Raw genomic sequence first — 18,144 nt, 5'->3', positions numbered from 1 at the left:
TCTCTCCCGGAGACGAAAACGCATGAAGAACGCGTGGAGGGGAATTCACTTGTCTGAACAAGTTGGCTCCAGTTCGCCCTGGGTCTCTGTACGGACGGTGAACGGCGGCTGTCCCGTGCAGCACGTCTCGACGAAGACCGGAGACTGGCCGGATACAGACGTGACGGGGGCCCCTCAAGATGATCTTCGGGCTCGGCGCACCCCCTAGGCTTGAGGGCGGGCGCGACTGGCACCGGGCGGCGGGGCAGCAGGACTGCACGGCCGGTGGACACATCCACGCGAGGGGGAACGGGACAGCATGGCTACGGTGCGGTATCTGGAGATCGCCGAGGCGCTGCGCCGGGCGATCCTCTCCGGGCAGTACCCGGTGGGCGCCCAACTGCCCTCGGAGAGCGATCTGGCGGCGCGCTGGTCGGCCTCCCGCGGGACCGTCCGCCAGGCCGTGGCGACGCTCGCCGCCGAGGGGCTGATCGGTTCCCGGCAGGGGGCCCGCAGGATCGTCCTGCGCCACGAGCGCAAGCACAGCTTCGGCGAGCTCAACAGCTTCGCCCAGTGGGCCGAGGGGGTCGGCCACCAGGCCGCGAGCCGCTTCCTGTCGCGCACCCGGCGCCCGGCCACCGCCGAGGAGGCGGACCGGCTGGCCCTGCCTCCCGGCACGGAGATCCTCGCGGTCCTACGGCTCCGGCTGCTCGACGGGGAGCCGACGATGGTCGAACGCACGGCCTACGCCGACTGGGTGGCGGCGGCGGTCGAGGCGATGCCGGAGGACTGCCGCTCGGTGATGGACGGGCTGGCGAACGACTCCGGCATCGTCGCCCACTACGGCGAGCACCTCATCGACGCCCTTCCCGCCGGCAGCGAGGACGCCCGGCTGCTGGAGATCCGCCGCGGAAGCCCGCTTTTGCGCCAGCGGCACGTCTCCGCGACCCGCACGGGCCGCCCCATCGAGTGGTCCGACGACCGCTACCGGGCGGGCAGCGTCACCTTCAGTGTGAACAACTCGGCAGTAGCAACTCCATTGGAGCGCCGGGCCGGGGACCAGTCCTAGGGCGCCCCGGGGCACCCGCGCTCCGGGCGCTACGCCCTGAGCGCGGCGGCGCTCTCGGCGGCACTCTCCCCGATGGCCTCCGGGAGCCAGTCCGCGAGCCGCCCGAAGCGGAAGCCGAGCGCCGCGGCCCGGCCGTTGTCCATCGCGTAGGCCCGGTCGAAGGAGAACGGCGAGGCCTCGGACCCGGCCGCGACGGTCCGCAGGAGCGGCGCCCGCCCGACCTGCTCGCCCACCGCTCCGGACAGCCCGAGCACGTCCAGTTCCCCGTGCGAGGCGGCGTTCACCGGCCCCGTGAAGTCCCGCTGCCCGGCCCAGTGGAGGAACCGGGCGATCTCGTGGTGGTGGATGAAGGAGGTGGGGTACGGGGCTTCGTGCACCGCCACCGGGATCCCGGCGCCGCTCCGCTCCACGTAGTGCGCGAGACGGCCGGTGAACTCCGCCCGGCCGCCGCCGAGTACGTGCGCGGCGCGCACCGCCACGTGCCCGAAGGCGGGCTCCGCCCCCAGGACCGCCTCGGCCCGCCTCTTGCCCTCGGCGTAGGCGCGCGCCTCGGGGGTGGGCGGCGCGGGGTCGTGGACCTCCATCGTCGAGGTCATCACGTACCGCCCGGTGCGGCCGGCGAACACGCGGCGGGCGGTCTCCGCCTGCCCGGGCGTGTAGCAGACCTGGTCGAAGACCACGTCGAAGGTGCGCTCCCCCAGCGCCGTCCGGAGCCCCGCTTCGTCCTCCCGGTCGGCGATCACGTGACCGACGCCCCGGGGCGGGACGGCGGAGCCCCGGTTGAGGACGGTCACCTCGTTCCCGGCGTCCCGCTCCAGGGTGACCAGGTGCTTTCCGAAATAGCGGCTTCCGCCGATGACGAGAATCTTCTTCATGCCCGGGACTCTGCCGCGGTACCGTCCCCAGCGGAACTACCGGAATGCTGTCCGCGTCGTAAGGGAAACTGATGATCGATGTGCAGCGGCTGCGCATCCTGCGCGCCGTGGCCGAGCACGGCAGCTTCAACAAGGCCGCCGCGGCGCTGCTCCTGACGCCCTCGGCCGTGTCCCAGCACATCGCGGCCCTGGAGCGCGGCCTCGGTCACCCCGTCGCCGTGCGCAGCACGCGCGGGATCACGCTCACCGAGCCGGGCCGGCTGCTGGTGGAGGCGGCGGAGGCGGTATCGGCCGAGCTCGACCGGGTGCGCCACGAGATCGACCGGGTCACCGCCGAGCGGCCGCGGCTGACGGTCGCCACCTTCGTGAGCGGTGGCCGCAGGCTGCTGCCGGCCGCGCTCGCCGGGTTCGTGGCCGCGCATCCGGAGGTGGAGCTGACGGTGCTGGAGGCCGAGCCGGAGGATGCGGTGCCCATGGTGGCTTCGGGCGCCGCCGATCTGGCACTGACCTACCACTTCGACGGTCCGCTGCCGCTCCGGCCGGGGGCCGCGCTGGACTGGCTGCCGCTGATGGAGGATCCGCTGGCGCTGGTGCTGCCGCCGGGGCACCGGTGCGCGGGGCGCGAGTCGCTCGCCCCGGCCGAACTCGCCTCCGACCGCTGGGTGCTGGGCTGCCTCAAGACGGAGGCGTACCTGCGCAGGTACGCGGAGCGGGCCGGTTTCGACCTCCGCGTGGCGGCCTCCACCACGGACTACTTCTTCGCACGCTCCCTCGTCGAGGCGGGCGTCGGCGTCGCGCTGATCCCCGGGGTCGCGCTGCCTCCGGGTGCCCCGACCGGGGGCCGTGACGGGGCGGCCCCCGGCGTGTCCGTCGTACGGGTCGAAGCACCGTACCCCGCACGGCACATCGGCGTGCTGACCCCGCGCCGCCGCCGTCCGCATCCCTACGCCGCGGCCCTGACGGGGGCCCTGGCCGACGGCCTGGGGCCGCTCGTCAGGGAGCGGCCGTCATCGGGCCCTCCAGGGGCGTGGCCGGCTCGCCCTTCGTGACGGCGACGGGGATGCCCCCGGTGGCCTTCTCCAGCTGCGCCTTGAACTCCGCCGAAGCGGCGCCCTCCGCGGTGGTGGTGACCTCCACCGCGGCTCCGTGGCCGCCGGAGACGCTGTAGATCGGGAACTTCGCCTTCAGATCGACGAGCTTGTCGCCGGCGGCCATGAGGGTGCGGTGCGCGTACTTGCTCAGGTACAGGTCGGCCCGGGCCGGGTCCGCCTCGGGATCGGCCGCGTGCGCGGCCTCCACCAGGAGCCGCCCGCGGGCGAGGTCGGTGACGCACAGGGCGACCCGGCCCGCCGGGTGGTCGACGATCTGGGTGGCGTACACGTCGGCGAAGGCCCCGTAGCCCTGCGCCCCGATGGCCTGCGAGAGCCGCTCGCCCTCGGGGGTGTTGGCCGGGGAGCCGTCGATCACCACCGGCGGCGACTGCGGTGCGGTGGGGTCGATCACCGGGCACGTGCGGTCCGCTCCGGGGGAGGCGGCCACCGCGCCGGGAGCGGCCGGAGCGACCGGATCGGCCACGGCCGACGCGGCCGGGCCCTTTCCGCAGCCGGTGAGCAGCGCGACGGCCATGCCCGCGGCCACGGCGGCGGCCGCACCGCCCCTCACCTGTGCCCTCGCCTTCGCCTTCACGACTCTCAGGTGTCCCCGGCCGGTTCGACGCACCATCAGCAGCTCTCCCTCGTTCTCCGTTGCCCGATCGGCACGCCTGTGACGTACGGCCGGCTCCACCGGTTCCCAGGGCGCCCGGACCACACAGAAGGACGGCCCGCTGTGTGACCGGCCGCCATGGCCAGGGCGGGCCGGCGGTTCCTAGGGTCGGTCGGGCGGGCCCGGTCGCGCGCCGGCCCGTTCGGGTGGCCGGCGGCCCGGGGCCGGGCGATGGAGGGTGTGCGATGGGGCTGGACAAGGAGGTCGCGAGCGCGGCCGGGGCGGTGGCGGACATCCCCGCCGGAGCCTCGCTCGCGGTGGGCGGCTTCGGTTTGTGCGGGGTGCCGGGCGTGCTGATCGGCGCGCTCCTGGAGCGTACGGAGGTATGCGGTCTGGCGGTGGTGTCGAACAACTGCGGGGTGGACGACCGGGGTCTGGGCCTGTTGCTGCGCGAGGGCAGGATCGCCCGGATGACCAGCTCGTACGTGGGCGAGAACAAGGAGTTCGCCCGGCAGTACCTGAGCGGCGAACTGGAAGTGGAGCTGGTCCCGCAGGGCACCCTGGCCGAGCGGCTGCGGGCCGGTGGCGCGGGGATCCCGGCGTTCTACACGCCGGCCGGGGCCGGTACGCAGGTCGCGGAGGGCGGCCTGCCGTGGCGCTACCGCGCCGACGGCGGCGTTGCCGTGGCCTCGCCGCCCAAGGAGCTGCGCAGCTGGGGCGGCCGCGAGTACCTCCTGGAGGAGGGCATCGCCACCGATTTCGCCCTGGTGCGGGCGGCGGTCGGGGACCGGCACGGCAATCTCGTCTTCCATTCCTCGGCGCGCAATTTCAATCCCCTCGCCGCGATGGCGGGGCGCATCACGATCGCCGAGGTGGAGGAACTGGTGGAGCCGGGAGAGCTGGATCCGGACGCCGTCCACCTACCGGGCATCTTCGTCCAGCGGGTGGTCCGCGTGCGTCCCGGTGATCCGGCGGCGGAGCGGCACATCGAGCGCCGCACGGTCCGGACGGCCCTCGTCCCCGAACAGCAAGGCGGAATGTGACATGGCTCTGACGCGCGAGCAGATGGCGGCCCGCGCCGCCCGCGAGCTGACGGACGGTACGTACGTGAACCTGGGCATCGGGCTGCCCACCCTCGTCCCCGGCCACGTTCCGCCGGGGGTCGAGGTGGTGCTCCAGTCGGAGAACGGCGTCCTCGGCGTGGGCCCGTACCCGCTCCCCGACGAGGTGGACCCGGACCTGATCAACGCGGGCAAGGAGACGGTCACGGTCCGGCCGGGGGCTTCGTTCTTCGACTCCGCGCTGTCCTTCGGCATGATCCGCGGCGGGCACGTGGACGCGGCCGTGCTGGGCGCCATGCAGGTGTCGGCCTCGGGCGACCTGGCCAACTGGATGATCCCGGGGAAGATGGTCAAGGGGATGGGCGGCGCGATGGACCTGGTGCACGGTGCGCGCCGCGTGATCGTACTGATGGAGCACACCGCCAGGGACGGCACGCCGAAGCTCGTGGAGCGGTGCTCGCTGCCGCTGACCGGGCGGGGTGTCGTCCACCGGGTGATCACCGACCTCGCGGTCCTCGACGTCACCCCGGAAGGCTTCCTGCTCCGCGAACTGGCGCCCGGGGTCTCCCTGGACGAGGTCCGCACCGCGACGGACGCGGAGCTGGTGGTGGCGGCGACGAGTACGGCGGCGGCGGGGGCCGTCATCGGTCGGCCGGCAACAGCCCATTGATCGCCGCGACGGCGGTCCGGGGGTCGTCGGCGTGGAAGCGGACCGTACGGACCTTCCTGCGCCGCCCCCACAGGGTCACGGCGGTGACCGGTTCGGTCAGCGTGACGGTGATCGAGGTCTGTGAGGCGACGGCCACGTCCAGCACCTCGTCCTCGGACGTGTTCGCGTCCGGGAAGCGGAGGTCGTGACGGGCGGATCCGATCCGGTCCAGGGGGATCCGCAGATCCAGCCGTGCCCCGTACCGGACCCGCAGCTCGTCCGGCCGCACCACGTGGGGGCGGGTGACGGCCGCGGCGTGCAGCCCCAGGACCAGGAACACCGTATAGAGGTCGAGGAGCAGCATGACCAGGTGGGCGACCGGATGGTCGGCGAGCATGAAGGACACGCCGACCGTCTCGATCGCGAACACGAAGACCAGCCCGTACGCCGTCGGCGCCTGGGCCCGGGAGTACCCGACGGCGACGCCTCCGTCCCCGATGCCGTGCACGCGCCGGGTCGCCCACAGGCCCAGGCTCGCCATCCACCGGCGTTCGTGTGCTGCCAGCCGCCGTGCGCGTGCGAGGAGTTCCCCGATGCTCATGTGCCCCAGCAGATCAGGCCGTTAGCAGCGGACGGGAGCCGTCCGCAACCCTCGCGGGCCCCGCAACCGGGGGCCGAGTATGGCGCTCCGCGCCATGCCGGAGCGGACGGAGCCGGTCCTACGGTGGCGGGCACCGCAGGCCGCCCCGTGTGACGGGGCTCCGCCCTGCCCGTCACCTCAGGGAGCCGCCATGTCCTTGCGCAGCAGACCGTCCGAATCCCGGTCCACCGGACGACGACAGACGTACGGGCGGACGCGCCGAGCCCTCGCGCGGGTGCTCGCGCTGGCGCTGCTGGCCGTGGGGGGAGTCGTGGCCGGGTCCGCCTCCCCCGCCCGCGCGGCCGTCGCGCTCCAGCGGGTCACCGGGTTCGGGGCCAATCCGGGACAGCTCGCCATGTACGTGTACCGCCCGGTCTCCCTCCCGGCCGACCCGCCGGTGGTGATCGCCCTGCACGGCTGCACGCAGAACGCCCAGACCTATGCCGACAACTCCGGTCTGCCCGAACTCGCCGACCGCGAGGGGTTCTTGGTGGTCTTCGCGGAGACGAGCTCCGCGAACAACCCCAACAAGTGCTTCAACTGGTTCCAGCCCGCGGACAACCGGCGCGGTCAGGGCGAGGCCGCGTCCGTCCGACAGATGGCCGCTCACGCCGTCTCCGCCTACTCCGCCGACCCCGCCCGCACCTTCGTCACCGGCCTGTCGGCCGGCGGCGCCATGACCGCCGTGATGCTCGCGGCCTACCCGGACGTGTTCGCGGCCGGGGCGGTGATCGCCGGGCTGCCGTACGACTGTGCGAAGGGGAGCAGCCCGTACACGTGCATGAGTCCCGGGGTGGACAAGTCCCCAGCGGCGTGGGCGCAGTTGGTCCGGGACGCCCATCCCACGTGGTCCGGCCCCTGGCCACGCGTGGCGATCTGGCAGGGCGACGCGGACACCACCGTCGTCCCCCGCAACGCCGATGAACTGCGCGACCAGTGGACGGCGTTGCACGGGCTCGCGCAGACCCCCGCCCGCACCTCCCTCATCGGGCCCGACTCGACCCGCCAGGAGGAGTACCGGGCCGCCGACGGCACGGTGGCCGTCGAGGTGGACCGGGTCCCGGGCATCGGGCACGGCACCCCGGTCGATCCGGGCTCCGGTCCCGGGCAGTGCGGGCACACCGGGGCGGCGTACTTCCTCGCCTCGATCTGCTCCGCCCACTGGATCTCGAAGTTCTTCGGTCTGGACGGCTCCGGAACCGACCCCGGCCCCGGTCCCGGCACCCTGCCCGCGCCCTCCGGCCTGGCCGCCTCCGCCGTCGGGGACACCAGCGTCACCCTCACCTGGGACCGCGTGCCGGGCGCCACCGACTACGCCGTCCACCGGGACGGGATCCAGGTCGCCACTCCGGCGGGGCCCCCTTACACCGACAGCGGCCTCGCCCCGGGGACGGGTCACACCTGGACCGTGGCGGCCCGCGACGGCGCGGGAGCGGCCGGGGCCCGCTCGGCGCCGCTCACGGCGAGCACGACCGGAGCGCCCGCCGCGTGCTGGAAGGCGAACAACTACCAGCAGGTACAGGCCGGTCGGGCCACGACCAACGGGAGCTACGCCTACGCCAAGGGCTCGGGGCAGAACCTCGGCCTCTACAACCTCTACGTCACGCACACGCTGAAGGAGGCTCCCGCCGGCTACTTCGTCATCGCCGACGCGGGCTGCCCCTGAACCGCCCTGACGGCCGGCCACCCGGCCGGCCGTCCTCCCCGCCCCGTCCCGACGCGCCCTCTGGAGCCTCCCCCATGCCACCGGCCATCCGTTCCGTCACCGCCACCGCCGCCGCGGCCGTCGCCCTCCTGGCCTCGGTCCTGCCGGCGCTCCCCGCTCCCCCGGCCGCCGCCGGCGGGGCCGACGCGCACTGTGCCCGCCGCGCCCACCTCCGCGTACCGGGGGCCGAACACCAACAGGCCGCTTGCCTGGAGGAGTTGACGACCGCCGGCACCGTGGCATCCGGGCACACCGATCCGGCCGACTGGGCCGGTCTCACCCCGAGGGACCTGACCGTCCCCACGGGTGTGCCGGGCATCCAGATCGACGGCTACTTCCCCGACACGGCCGCCCCGGCCGCCCTCCCCAACACCAACCACGGCTGGAACCACGACGCGCAGTTCGTCATCCGGCTGCCCGACCGATGGAACGGCGGTCTCGTCGTCGCCGGCTCCCCGGGCGTGCGCGAGCAGTACGCCAACGACCGGGCCATCGGCGACTGGGTGCTCTCGCGCGGCTACGCCTTCGCCGCCACCGACAAGGGCAACACCGGGGTCGCCTTCCACCGGGACGGGCAGGCACCCGGCGATGCCGTCGCCGAGTGGAACACCCGCGTCACCGAGCTCACCCGGGCCGCCCGCGCGGTCGTCGCCCAGCGCTACCACCGGGCCCCCTCCCGCACCCTCGCCACCGGCATGTCCAACGGGGGCTACCTGGTGCGCTGGCAGCTGGAGAACCATCCGGAGCTGTACGACGGCGGGGTGGACTGGGAGGGCACCCTGTGGCGGACCGACGGCCCCAACCTGCTCACCTTCCTGCCCCCGGCACTGACCGCCTACCCCACCTACGCGGCCGGCGGCCCGGGCGCCGGGCAGGCGCACGAGGCGATGCTCGCCGCCGGTTTCCCGGCCGGCTCGGAGTTCCTGTGGCCCTTCCACCACGGCTCCTACTGGGACCTCACCCAGCGGATCTACCGCGAGGAGTTCGATCCCGGCTTCGACGGTCCGACGGAGGCCGGGACCCCCTTCTGCGCGCCCGGCACCCCGGCCTGTGACGCCGACTACGCCTACGCCGACCGGCCCGCGGAGGTCCGGCGCGCCGTCCGGCGGGTCGCGCTCACCGGCCGGATCGGCAAACCGCTGATCACCCTGCACGGCACCCTCGACGTCCTGCTCCCCATCTCCCGGGACTCCGACGTGTACGCCGACATGGTCCGGCGGGCCGGCCGCGGGGATTTGCTGCGCTACTACCGCATCGAGGGCGGCACCCACGTGGACTCGCTCGTCGACGTCTTCCCCGACCGGCTGCGCCCGCTCACACCCTGCCATCGCGCCGCCTTCACCGCGCTGGAGGACTGGATCGGCCGCGGTGTGCGGCCTCCGCTCGGACACACCGTCCCCCGGGACCCGTCGGCCACCCCGGCGTCCCTGCTGACCAGCTGCCCGCTCGACTCCTGAGGAACCCCGCCCCCGCCACGCACGCCGCGGGGCGCATGGTGATCGTCTCCATACGGGCGGCTCCGAGTATGGGGTGCGGCACCGTGGGCCCGGCCCCAGGCCCTCCCTAGGCTTCGGGCCATGACGAGCGAACCTCCTTCCCCCAACGGTCCGCGAGGACGCGTCGCCCTGGTCACGGGCGGCGGCAGCGGCATCGGCCGGGCGTGCGCGGTGGCCCTGGCCGACGCCGGGGCCGTCGTGCACGTGGCCGATGTCGACGCGAAGGCGGCCGGGGCCGTCGCCACCCTCGTCGGCGGGTACGCCCACGTCGTCGACCTGGCCGATCCCGCCGCCATCGGGGAGCTGCCCGCAGCCGTCGACATCCTGGTCAACAGCGCCGGACTCCAGCACGTCGCCCCGATCACCGAGTTCCCGCCCGAGCGCTTCGCCCTGATCCAGCAGGTGATGGTCACCGCGCCCTTCCTGCTGCTGCGCCACGTGCTGCCGCACATGTACGCCGCCCGCTGGGGCCGGGTGGTCAACATCTCCAGCGTGCACGGGCTGCGCGCCAGCGCGTACAAATCGGCCTACGTGGCGGCCAAGCACGGGCTGGAGGGGCTGAGCAAGGTCACCGCGATCGAGGGGGCCCCGTACGGGGTGACCAGCAACTGCATCAGCCCCGGCTACGTCCGCACTCCCCTGGTCGAGGGGCAGATCCTGGACCAGGCCGCCGCGCACGGCATCCCCGCCGCGGACGTCCTCTCCGAGGTGCTGCTGACCCGGTCGCCGATCAAGCGGCTCATCGAGCCCGAGGAGGTCGCGGCGGCCGCCCTGTGGCTGTGCGGTCCGCACACCGGATACGTGACGGGCACCTCGCTCCCCCTGGACGGCGGCTGGAGCGCCAACTGACCCCGTCCGGGTGACAGCCCGTGCGCCGCGCTGCGGGGACCCGCGGCGGGTCCCGTACGGTCCCGCACGTGACCGATGCGAACCAGCCCCAGAGCCCGAAGTTCCCGACGGATCCGGCCGCCCCGGATCCCCTGAACGTCACCACCGCACCCGACCCGCTACGGGTCCTCGTCCTCGCGGGATCCTCCCGCGAGGGCTCTGTGAACGCCCGGCTGGCCGCGCTCGTCGCCGGTCAGGTCGAGCGCTCGGGCGCCGTCGCGGACCTCGCCCGGATCGGGGACTTCGTGATGCCGACCTACGACGGCGACGCCGAGCAGGCGGACGGCCAGCCCGCCGGATCGGCCGCCCTGCGCGAGCGGCTGCTCGCGGCGCAGGCCCTGGTGATCGCCTCGCCCGAGTACAACGCCTCCGTGCCCGGCGTCGTGAAGAACGCCGTCGACTGGGTCTCCCGGTTCCGGCCGCAGCCCTTCAAGGACAAGCAGACCCTGCTGGTGTCGGCCTCCCCGTCGATGGTCGGCGGGAACCGCGGGCTCTGGGCGCTGCGGGTCCCGCTCGAACACCTGGGGGCCCGGGTGTACCCGGACATGTTCAGCCTCGCCGCGGCGCACTCGGCCTTCGGCGAGGACGGCGAGCTGACCGATCCGGGCCTGCGCGAACGGCTGGCCGACACGGTGGATTCCTTCCTCGCGCTCGCCGAGGCGGACACCCGTTACCTGTGCCTCCAGCGCCGCTGGTACGAGTTCCTGGGCGACGAGAGCAACGCCCCCGTCACCCAGCGGGCCGAGGGCTGACGGGCTGCTCAGGGGGTGGCTGAAGTCCCGAATCGGGCACGGGTTAGCATATGAGCGCCGCCTAGCTCGAAAGATAATGATCTGTGACTGTCAAAGACGACTCGTTCACCAACTGGAAGAACCGCGAGGAGATCGCGGAGTCGATGATCCCGATCATCGGGAAGCTGCACCGCGAGCGGGACGTCACGATCCTGCTCCACAGCCGCTCCCTGGTGAACAAGTCCGTGGTCAGCATTCTCAAGACCCACCGCTTCGCCCGCCAGATCGACGGTGAGGAGCTCTCGGTCACCGAGACCCTGCCGTTCCTCCAGGCGCTCACCACGCTCGACCTCGGTCCGTCGCAGATCGACCTCGGCATGCTCGCCGCGACGTACGCGACCGACGAGCGCGGCCTCTCGGTGGAGGAGTTCACCGCCCTCGCCGTCGCCGGTGCCACGGGTGCCAACAAGATCGAGCGCGGCGACGGCCGCGACGTGGTCCTCTACGGCTTCGGCCGCATCGGCCGCCTCGTCGCCCGCCTGCTGATCGAGAAGGCCGGCTCCGGCAACGGCCTGCGCCTGCGTGCCATCGTCGTCCGCGGCGGCGGTGAGGCGGACCTCGTCAAGCGCGCCTCGCTGCTGCGCCGCGACTCGATCCACGGCCAGTTCCAGGGCACGATCACCGTGGACGAGGCGACCAGCACGATCGTCGCCAACGGCAACGAGATCAAGGTGATCTACGCCAACGACCCGTCCGAGGTCGACTACACGGCGTACGGCATCAAGGACGCCATCCTGATCGACAACACCGGAAAGTGGCGCGACCGCGAGGGTCTGTCCAAGCACCTGCGCCCCGGTATCGACAAGGTCGTCCTGACGGCTCCCGGCAAGGGCGACGTCCCGAACATCGTGCACGGTGTCAACCACGACACGATCAAGCCGGACGAGCAGATCCTGTCCTGCGCCTCCTGCACCACCAACGCGATCGTCCCGCCGCTCAAGGCCATGGACGACGAGTACGGTGTCCTGCGCGGTCACGTGGAGACCGTCCACTCGTTCACGAACGACCAGAACCTGCTGGACAACTACCACAAGGCCGACCGTCGCGGCCGCTCCGCGCCGCTGAACATGGTCATCACCGAGACCGGCGCCGCCTCCGCCGTCGCCAAGGCGCTGCCGGACCTCAAGGCGCCGATCACCGGCAGCTCGATCCGCGTCCCCGTCCCGGACGTCTCGATCGCCATCCTGAGCCTGCGCCTGGGCCGTGAGACCACCCGCGAAGAGGTCCTCGACTACCTCCGCGACGTCTCGCTGCACTCGCCGCTCAAGCGCCAGATCGACTTCACCACGGCTCCCGACGCGGTCTCCATGGACTTCGTCGGTTCGCGCCACTCCTCGATCGTCGACGCGGGCGCCACCAAGGTGGACGGCGACAACGCCATCCTCTACCTGTGGTACGACAACGAGTTCGGCTACTCCTGCCAGGTCATCCGCGTGGTCCAGCACGTGTCCGGCGTCGAGTACCCGACCTACCCGGCTCCGGCGGCCTGATTCCGCAGGGCCCCGTAGGACCGGACGTACCGAACGCCCCCCGAGTGACCCCAGGTCACCCGGGGGGCGTTCGTCCGTCCCGCCCCGGGGCCGCGGCGGCGCGGGCCGCCGCGAGCTGGGTGCGCGAGCGGACGCCGAGCTTGCGGTAGACGCGGCTCAGCATGCCCTCGACGGTCTTGACCGAGATGAACATGTGCTGGGCCGCCTGCTGGTTGGTGGCCCCCTGGCAGATGAGGTCCGCCAGGCGCGACTCGGACTCGGTCAGCCTCCCCGCGCCCGGGGCGGGCCCCGCGGCCGGAGCCGACCCGCCCGCCCGGTCGAGGAGCTCCTGGGTGAGCTCCTGCCAGGGGCGGGCGCCGGTCTCGTCGAAGACGGCCCGGGCCGCCTCCCAGGCCGCACGGGCGGCCGCCTGTCGCCTGCGGGCCCGCTCGACCCGGCCCAGGGCGAGGAGCGTACGGGCCTGCTCCAGGGGCAGACCCAGCCGTTCGAAGGCGGCCGCCGTGCGGTGGAGCAGGCCGCTCGCCTCCTCCACGGCTCCATCGCGGGCCAGCAGGATCCCCCGGGCGCGCTCCAGCGCCGCCCCCGGGCCCGAGTCCGCTCCGGCCCGGCCCGGGGCGGGCCGCGCACCCTCCAGCAGGGCCCTGGCCAGGTCGAGCCGGCCCGCGCAGGTGAAGGCCTCCACGGCGTCCGGCTGCCAGCGGAACATGCCGGGGTCGGCCGACGGGACGTGCCGCTCGGCCTCTGCGACGGCCGTGAGGGAAGCCACGGCGTCGGCGACGTCCCCGGTGTGCAGCTGGACGGCGCCCAGGACCCACAGGTTGCGCGACACGTACAGTCCGTCCCCCTCCTCCTGCGAGGCGCGGGCCCCGCAGGAGGCGGTGCGCAGGGCGGCCGCGAAGGATCCGGCGGCGCTCTGCGTCAGCGCCGCGGTGTACCAGGCGGGGCCCATGGACAGCCCCGCCGCGGTGGACAGCCGTACGGCCTGATCGGCCCACGCGAGCGCCGGGGCGCACGACCCGAGCCTGGTGTCGACCTCGGCGAGGCTGCGCCAGATGTCCACCAGGTCCTCGGCGTCGCCCTCGTGCTCGGCGAGCGCGAGGAGTTCCACGAGCCGTTCGCGCGCCTCGGCCAGCCGGTCGTCGAAGACGGCGTGCCGGGCGGCGAGGTACTGGGCGCTGTTGCGGATGCCGGAGTGCTGGGCCGGTATCCCCAGGGCGAGGGCCTCCGCGAGGGTCCCCGGCGCGTCGGCGGTGCCGAGGACGCGTTCCATCCGGGCCCGCATGGTCAGGGCGGCCGCCTGCAGGGGGCGGTGGCCGCCGGCCGCGGCGAGTTCGGCGGCCCGGCCCGCCGCGCGCAGGGCCCGCTCGGGGGCGGCGTGGGCGACGTTGGCGGCGATGGCCGCGCGGAGCTCGACGGCGGCGAGCAGGTCGGGGTGTCCCGCCCCCAGTTCCCGGCAGCGCGCGAGCAGCGGCTCCAGATCGGAGACGGCCTGGCCGTGGGCGTCGACGACGGCGAGCAGCGCGGTGACCTGGTCGGTGGGCTCGGCCCTGCCGGCGATCAGCGCGTCCGCCGCCTGCCGGGCGATGTCGACGGAGCCGGCGCAGGCGGCCTCCTGGGCCGCGTACGAGAGCCTGCGGATGCGCAGGGCGGAGCGGGCCGGCGGTGTGATCTCGGCGGCCAGCAGGAACAGCTCGGCGGCCAGGGCCCGTTCGCCCGCCTCGCGGGCGGTGGCCGCGGCGGTCTCGGTGTCCTCGGCCAGTCCCTGGTCGGGCAGGTCCGCGGCCAGGGCCCGGTGGCGCACCTCGTGGACGGGGTCTCCGACGGCCCGTGCGAGCGTCAGGTGGGCGGCCGCGCGCAGGGGCCTGGCCCCGGAGCGGGCGGCGGCCCGGGCCAGGGCCGCCGCGGTGAAGTGGACGGCGCTCGCCGGGCCCACGCTCAGTACCCCGGCGGCCTGGGCCTGGGCCAGGTGTTCCTCGGCGTCGGAGCGGCCCGCCCGCAGGAGGAGCGGCAGCGAGGGCCGGCTCGTCAGGGCGGCGAGCATCAGGGTGTGCCGGGCGGGTTCGCCGAGCGTGGCGTGCAGCCAGGCTCCGGCCGCGTCGACCGTCTGCTCGGCCATGCCGGGCCGGTGGCGCTGGGACGCGGGCAGCCGCGCAAGTGCCGTACAGGACACGGAGGTCAGCAGGGGGTGGCCGCCGCAGTGGCTCTGCAGGGGGCCCGCCCAGCGGGTGGGCAGGCCGTGCGCGTCGAGCAGGGCGGCCGTCCCCTCCGCGTCGAGCGGGTCCACGTCGACCTGGACGGGATGCCCGCCGAGCAGCCGGGCGGCGGCCTGCGCGCGGCCGTGGACGCGTTCGGTGACGAGCGCGGTGAGCCCGGGTGCGGCGAGGGTGCGCAGGGCGTAGCCGAGGACGTCGGCGCTGGCCGGGTCCAGCCATTGAGCCCCGTCCACGGCCAGGGTCCAGCGGCCCGACGCGAGCAGCGCGGTCACCGCGAGGCGGGCGGGCAACTGCTCGGAGTCGGCGAGCGGTTCGTCGGCTCCCCGGTGCAGGATCCGGTCGACCACCTCGTTCTGCCGGCCGGAGAGCACCGCGAGCTGGGCCGTACCGCAGTGGGACAGCATCTGGGCGAGCGCGCCGAAGACGTGGTCGCGGTCCTCTTCGACGGTCGTGACGCGCAGCACCGTACGACCGGTGCCGCTGCCGCTGCCGGTGACGGTGCCGGAGCCGGAGCCGGAGCCGGAGCCGGAGCCGGAGGCCAGGGTGCGCAGCACCTCCTCCAGCGCGGTGGTCTTGCCCGCGCCCCAGGGGCCCGCGAGCGCCACCCGCCCCTCGCGCTCCAGCACCGCGGCCGCTCGTGCGGCCGCGCCCGAGGCCCCGTGCCTCCCCCCGGTGATCGGCGCGGGGCTGGCGGGGCTGGCGGGGCTGGCGGGGCTGGCGGGGCTGGCGGGGCTGGCGGGGCTGGCGGGGCTGGCGGGGCTGGCGGGGCTGGCGGGGCTGGCGGGGCTGGCCAAGTAAGTGTCCGGCGTCACGAGGAGGCACCGTAGGCGGCGTCGGTTCCCGTGACAACGCCGAGTGCCGCCGGGCCGGGGGATCAAGGGTTTCCCCTGATGCCAAGGGGTCCGGCTCCCGGCGATGGTGGTGCGACGGCGGGCCGTCCGCGCTCCGGGTGCGGGGTGGCAGACCCGGAGCACCGCACCCTCCACGGGAGGAGCGGGGCGCGGTCCGGACGGCCCGCCGTGCCGCGCCCCGGGCCCGGCGCGTCGGGGCCGGGGGCGCCCTACGCGCGCGGCGCGGGCCGCCGCGCGCGTGAGCCCCGGGCCCGCTGGCCCGGGAGGACCAACGCGGCCCGGTACCAGCCAGGTTGGGATCCGGCACGGCGGGCCGGACCGGCCCGTGGCCGACGGCCGGCCGCCCCGGCAGCAAGGGATTCCTCCGATGCTCGCGGCACCGGCCCGGGATCACTCTGTTGGCCATCCCGGAGGGCGAAGGCGCGGCTCCCCGACCTCCGCACTCCGGGGACGTGAAGGGTCCCGTGCTCCCCCACGGGACGTTCATCCGTACCGGCCTACCCCTCCGGTTCGCCCCCCATGAAGGGATTTCCGTGCGAAATCTGCCAACCAGGTCTACGTGGGCCTCCGTTGCGGCCGCCTCGGTCACGGCCGTCGTCGCCCTCGGCGGCCTCGGCGCCCTGCCCGCCCAGGCCACTCCGGCCGCCCGGCCCGGGCCGTCCGTGTCACCGCAGGTCTTCGAGGCCATGCAGCGCGATCTCCACCTCACCCCCGGACAGGCCCGCGACCGGATCGCCGACGAAACGGCGGCCGGCAAGGCCGCCACCCTCATCCGGGGCCGGGTCGGCGACCGGGTGGCGGGCCTGTGGTTCGACTCCTCCACGGGACGTCTGAACGCCGCCGTCACCAACGCCGCGGACGCCGCGGTGGTACGGGACGCGGGCGCCGTCGCCCGGCAGGCCCGGTACGGCGCGGCCGAACTGGCCGCCACCGCCCGCATCGTGACGCGCGACGTCGGGTCCGGGATCGCGGGTGTGGTGTCGTGGGGTCCCGACGTCCGGAACAACCGGATCGACGTCATGGTCGACCGGACGGCGCACAACGCGTCCACCGACGCCTTCGTGGCCCGCCTCGGAGCCCTGGGCGGCATCGTCCACGTCACCGAGACCACCGGCAGCCCGCGGCAGCAGGGCGGTGACGTGGTCGGCGGCGAGAAGTGGGTGCCGGGCTCCGAGAGCCCGTGCTCCATCGGCTTCTCCACCACCCGCACCAGCGACGGCAGCAAGACGTTCGTGACGGCCGGCCACTGCACCAACGACGCCAACCAGGCGGCCTACGGCAAGGACGGCAGCCGTCTGGGTACGTCCAACAAGGGCGGCAACAACAGCGTGAACGGGCCGGTGGGCGACTTCGGTCTCGTCGACGTGGACCAGCCCGGATGGAACCTCGCGCCCAAGGTCGCGGGCTACGGGACCCAGCCCGACTTCACCCTCACCGGGTCGGCCGAAGCCGTCGTCGGCACCGCGATCTGCCGTTCCGGTCAGACCACCCAGCTGCGGTGCGGCGAAGTGACGAAGGTCAACCAGGAGGTGGACTACGGCAACGTCAAGATCGGCGGCCTGTCCTTCTCCAGCGCCTGCTCGGCGGGCGGCGACTCGGGCGGTGCGTACGTCACGGCGACCGGCGGCAAGGCCGTGGGCCTGCACTCCGGCGGCGGCTCGGCCATCTGCTCCACGAGCGGTGGTGACAAGTACACGATCTTCCAGCCCGTGATCGAGGCCCTGACCTACTTCAAGGTCGCCCTGGTCACCTCCACCCCGCAGCCCGGCAACGTCACCGTCGCCGCCGTCTCGGCGCAGAACGGCGTCATCGGCGCCCGGATACCCGAGCTGCGCAACAGCGCCGAGGGCGGCACGGCCCCCTACGCCTGGTCCGCGACGGGCCTGCCCGCCGGGCTGGCCATCGACTCCTCCACCGGCACCATCACGGGCACCCCCACCACGGCCGGAACCTCCAACGTGACCGTCACCGCGACCGACAACGCCGGCAAGACCGGCTCCACCTCCTTCTCGTGGACGATCACGACCGCGGGTACGGCCCTGTCCGTGACCAACCCCGGCAGCCAGAGCTCCGCCGTCGGCGCCGCGGCCAACCTGACCGTCAAGGCCGCGGGCGGCACCGCGCCCTACTCCTGGTCCGCGACGGGCCTGCCCGCCGGCCTGAGCATCGGCTCCACGACCGGCACCATCACGGGCACCGCCACCACGGCCGGAACCTCCAACGTGACCGTCACGGCCACCGACAACGCGGGCAAGACCGCGTCCGCCGCGTTCTCCTGGACCGTCAGCACCGTCACCGGCACCAGTCCCGTCCTGACGAACCCGGGCAACCAGACCGTCTACATCGGCAAGCCCGTCAGCCTCTCCCTCAAGGCCACCGGCGGCACCGCGCCCTACGCCTTCAAGGCCACCGGCCTGCCCGCCGGCCTGAGCATCAACGCCGCCACGGGTGTCATCACCGGCTCCCCCACCACCTGGGGCTTCGGCGGCAGCACCCTCACCGTGACCGACGCCGCGGGCAAGTCCTCCTCGGTCAACGTCACCTGGAACGTCTACTTCTAGGCCGGCTCCGGAGCACGTGAGGCGGCCCGACCAGCCACCTCACGCGTTCCGCCCGCTTCCGCCCGCACCCGATCCGCTCCATGCCGCCCCCTCCACACCCCGGAGGCGGTCGGCACCTTCCCGCGGGGCCCCGGCCGACACCCTGGCCGGGGCCCCGCCTCGGTGCGTGCCC

General features: G+C 74.1%; 15 protein-coding genes. 11 read left to right on the top strand and 4 right to left on the bottom strand.

All coding sequences use genetic code 11. The features are described from left to right. Positions 1-298: 298 nt before the first annotated feature. Positions 299-1,048: a GntR family transcriptional regulator gene (locus tag ACE1OC_RS38845; protein WP_407840996.1), complete on the top strand. Its 750-nt coding sequence runs from the start codon at positions 299-301 to the stop codon at positions 1,046-1,048. Positions 1,049-1,077: 29 nt separating this feature from the next. Here the strand turns inward: ACE1OC_RS38845 and ACE1OC_RS38840 are convergent, their stop codons facing one another. Next, the gene (locus tag ACE1OC_RS38840) at positions 1,078-1,923 is read right to left on the bottom strand and encodes a reductase (protein ID WP_407840995.1); all 846 of its coding nucleotides are present in this window, start codon (positions 1,921-1,923) and stop codon (positions 1,078-1,080) included. A 71-nt stretch (positions 1,924-1,994) separates the two neighbouring features. Here ACE1OC_RS38840 and ACE1OC_RS38835 point away from each other — a divergent pair, with 71 nt between their 5' ends. Beyond that, the gene (locus ACE1OC_RS38835) at positions 1,995-2,972 is read left to right on the top strand and encodes a LysR family transcriptional regulator (RefSeq protein ID WP_407840994.1); all 978 of its coding nucleotides are present in this window, start codon (positions 1,995-1,997) and stop codon (positions 2,970-2,972) included. Here ACE1OC_RS38835 and ACE1OC_RS38830 read toward each other — a convergent pair. Beyond that, positions 2,917-3,645 carry a hypothetical protein gene (locus ACE1OC_RS38830; RefSeq protein ID WP_407840993.1) on the bottom strand — a complete coding sequence of 243 codons (729 nt, stop codon included), beginning with the start codon at positions 3,643-3,645 and terminating at the stop codon, positions 2,917-2,919. The two genes, ACE1OC_RS38835 and ACE1OC_RS38830, sit on opposite strands and share 56 nt — an antisense overlap. A gap of 227 nt (positions 3,646-3,872) precedes the next feature. Here ACE1OC_RS38830 and ACE1OC_RS38825 point away from each other — a divergent pair, with 227 nt between their 5' ends. Together ACE1OC_RS38825 and ACE1OC_RS38820 are read left to right on the top strand one after the other, a co-directional pair. Next, positions 3,873-4,670, top strand: coding sequence for a CoA transferase subunit A (locus ACE1OC_RS38825; protein WP_407840992.1), 798 nt, complete (start codon positions 3,873-3,875; stop codon positions 4,668-4,670). Position 4,671: 1 nt separating this feature from the next. Then, positions 4,672-5,358 (top strand): CoA transferase subunit B, encoded by a 687-nt coding sequence (locus ACE1OC_RS38820; protein ID WP_407840991.1) that lies wholly within the window; start codon positions 4,672-4,674, stop codon positions 5,356-5,358. Here ACE1OC_RS38820 and ACE1OC_RS38815 read toward each other — a convergent pair. Further along, positions 5,330-5,938 carry a hypothetical protein gene (locus ACE1OC_RS38815; protein ID WP_407840990.1) on the bottom strand — a complete coding sequence of 203 codons (609 nt, stop codon included), beginning with the start codon at positions 5,936-5,938 and terminating at the stop codon, positions 5,330-5,332. The genes ACE1OC_RS38820 and ACE1OC_RS38815 overlap by 29 nt on opposite strands. 190 nt (positions 5,939-6,128) lie before the next feature. Here ACE1OC_RS38815 and ACE1OC_RS38810 point away from each other — a divergent pair, with 190 nt between their 5' ends. From ACE1OC_RS38810 to ACE1OC_RS38790, 5 genes are all read left to right on the top strand, one after another. Then, positions 6,129-7,643 (top strand): alpha/beta hydrolase family esterase, encoded by a 1,515-nt coding sequence (locus ACE1OC_RS38810; RefSeq protein ID WP_407840989.1) that lies wholly within the window; start codon positions 6,129-6,131, stop codon positions 7,641-7,643. Between the two features lie 74 nt (positions 7,644-7,717). Then, complete coding sequence (locus ACE1OC_RS38805; RefSeq protein ID WP_407840988.1) at positions 7,718-9,139, top strand: 3-hydroxybutyrate oligomer hydrolase family protein; 1,422 nt, start codon at positions 7,718-7,720, stop codon at positions 9,137-9,139. Positions 9,140-9,259: 120 nt separating this feature from the next. Continuing rightward, the gene (locus tag ACE1OC_RS38800; protein ID WP_407840987.1) at positions 9,260-10,027 is read left to right on the top strand and encodes a 3-hydroxybutyrate dehydrogenase; all 768 of its coding nucleotides are present in this window, start codon (positions 9,260-9,262) and stop codon (positions 10,025-10,027) included. Between the two features lie 131 nt (positions 10,028-10,158). Continuing rightward, the gene (locus tag ACE1OC_RS38795; protein ID WP_407841818.1) at positions 10,159-10,818 is read left to right on the top strand and encodes an NADPH-dependent FMN reductase; all 660 of its coding nucleotides are present in this window, start codon (positions 10,159-10,161) and stop codon (positions 10,816-10,818) included. Between the two features lie 83 nt (positions 10,819-10,901). After that, positions 10,902-12,347, top strand: a complete 1,446-nt coding sequence (locus tag ACE1OC_RS38790) for a glyceraldehyde-3-phosphate dehydrogenase (protein WP_267040614.1) — start codon at positions 10,902-10,904, stop codon at positions 12,345-12,347. Positions 12,348-12,402: 55 nt separating this feature from the next. Here ACE1OC_RS38790 and ACE1OC_RS38785 read toward each other — a convergent pair whose 3' ends face one another. Further along, entirely contained in the window at positions 12,403-15,165 is a 2,763-nt protein-coding gene (locus tag ACE1OC_RS38785) for a LuxR C-terminal-related transcriptional regulator (RefSeq protein ID WP_407840986.1), read from the bottom strand. Between ACE1OC_RS38785 and ACE1OC_RS38780 the strand changes: the two genes are divergently transcribed. Together ACE1OC_RS38780 and ACE1OC_RS38775 are read left to right on the top strand one after the other, a co-directional pair. After that, on the top strand, positions 15,134-15,358 hold the full coding sequence (locus ACE1OC_RS38780; RefSeq protein WP_407840985.1) for a hypothetical protein: 225 nt from the start codon (positions 15,134-15,136) through the stop codon (positions 15,356-15,358). The two genes, ACE1OC_RS38785 and ACE1OC_RS38780, sit on opposite strands and share 32 nt — an antisense overlap. 586 nt (positions 15,359-15,944) lie before the next feature. Further along, a complete protein-coding gene (locus ACE1OC_RS38775) occupies positions 15,945-17,972 on the top strand; it encodes a putative Ig domain-containing protein (RefSeq protein ID WP_407840984.1) in 2,028 nt (675 codons plus the stop codon). Positions 17,973-18,144: the final 172 nt, after the last annotated feature.

Origin of the sequence: Streptomyces stoeckheimensis (genome assembly GCF_045822005.1) — a bacterium.
GTDB lineage: Bacteria > Actinomycetota > Actinomycetes > Streptomycetales > Streptomycetaceae > Streptomyces > Streptomyces stoeckheimensis.
This window is presented reverse-complemented; position numbering and strand designations above follow the sequence as displayed.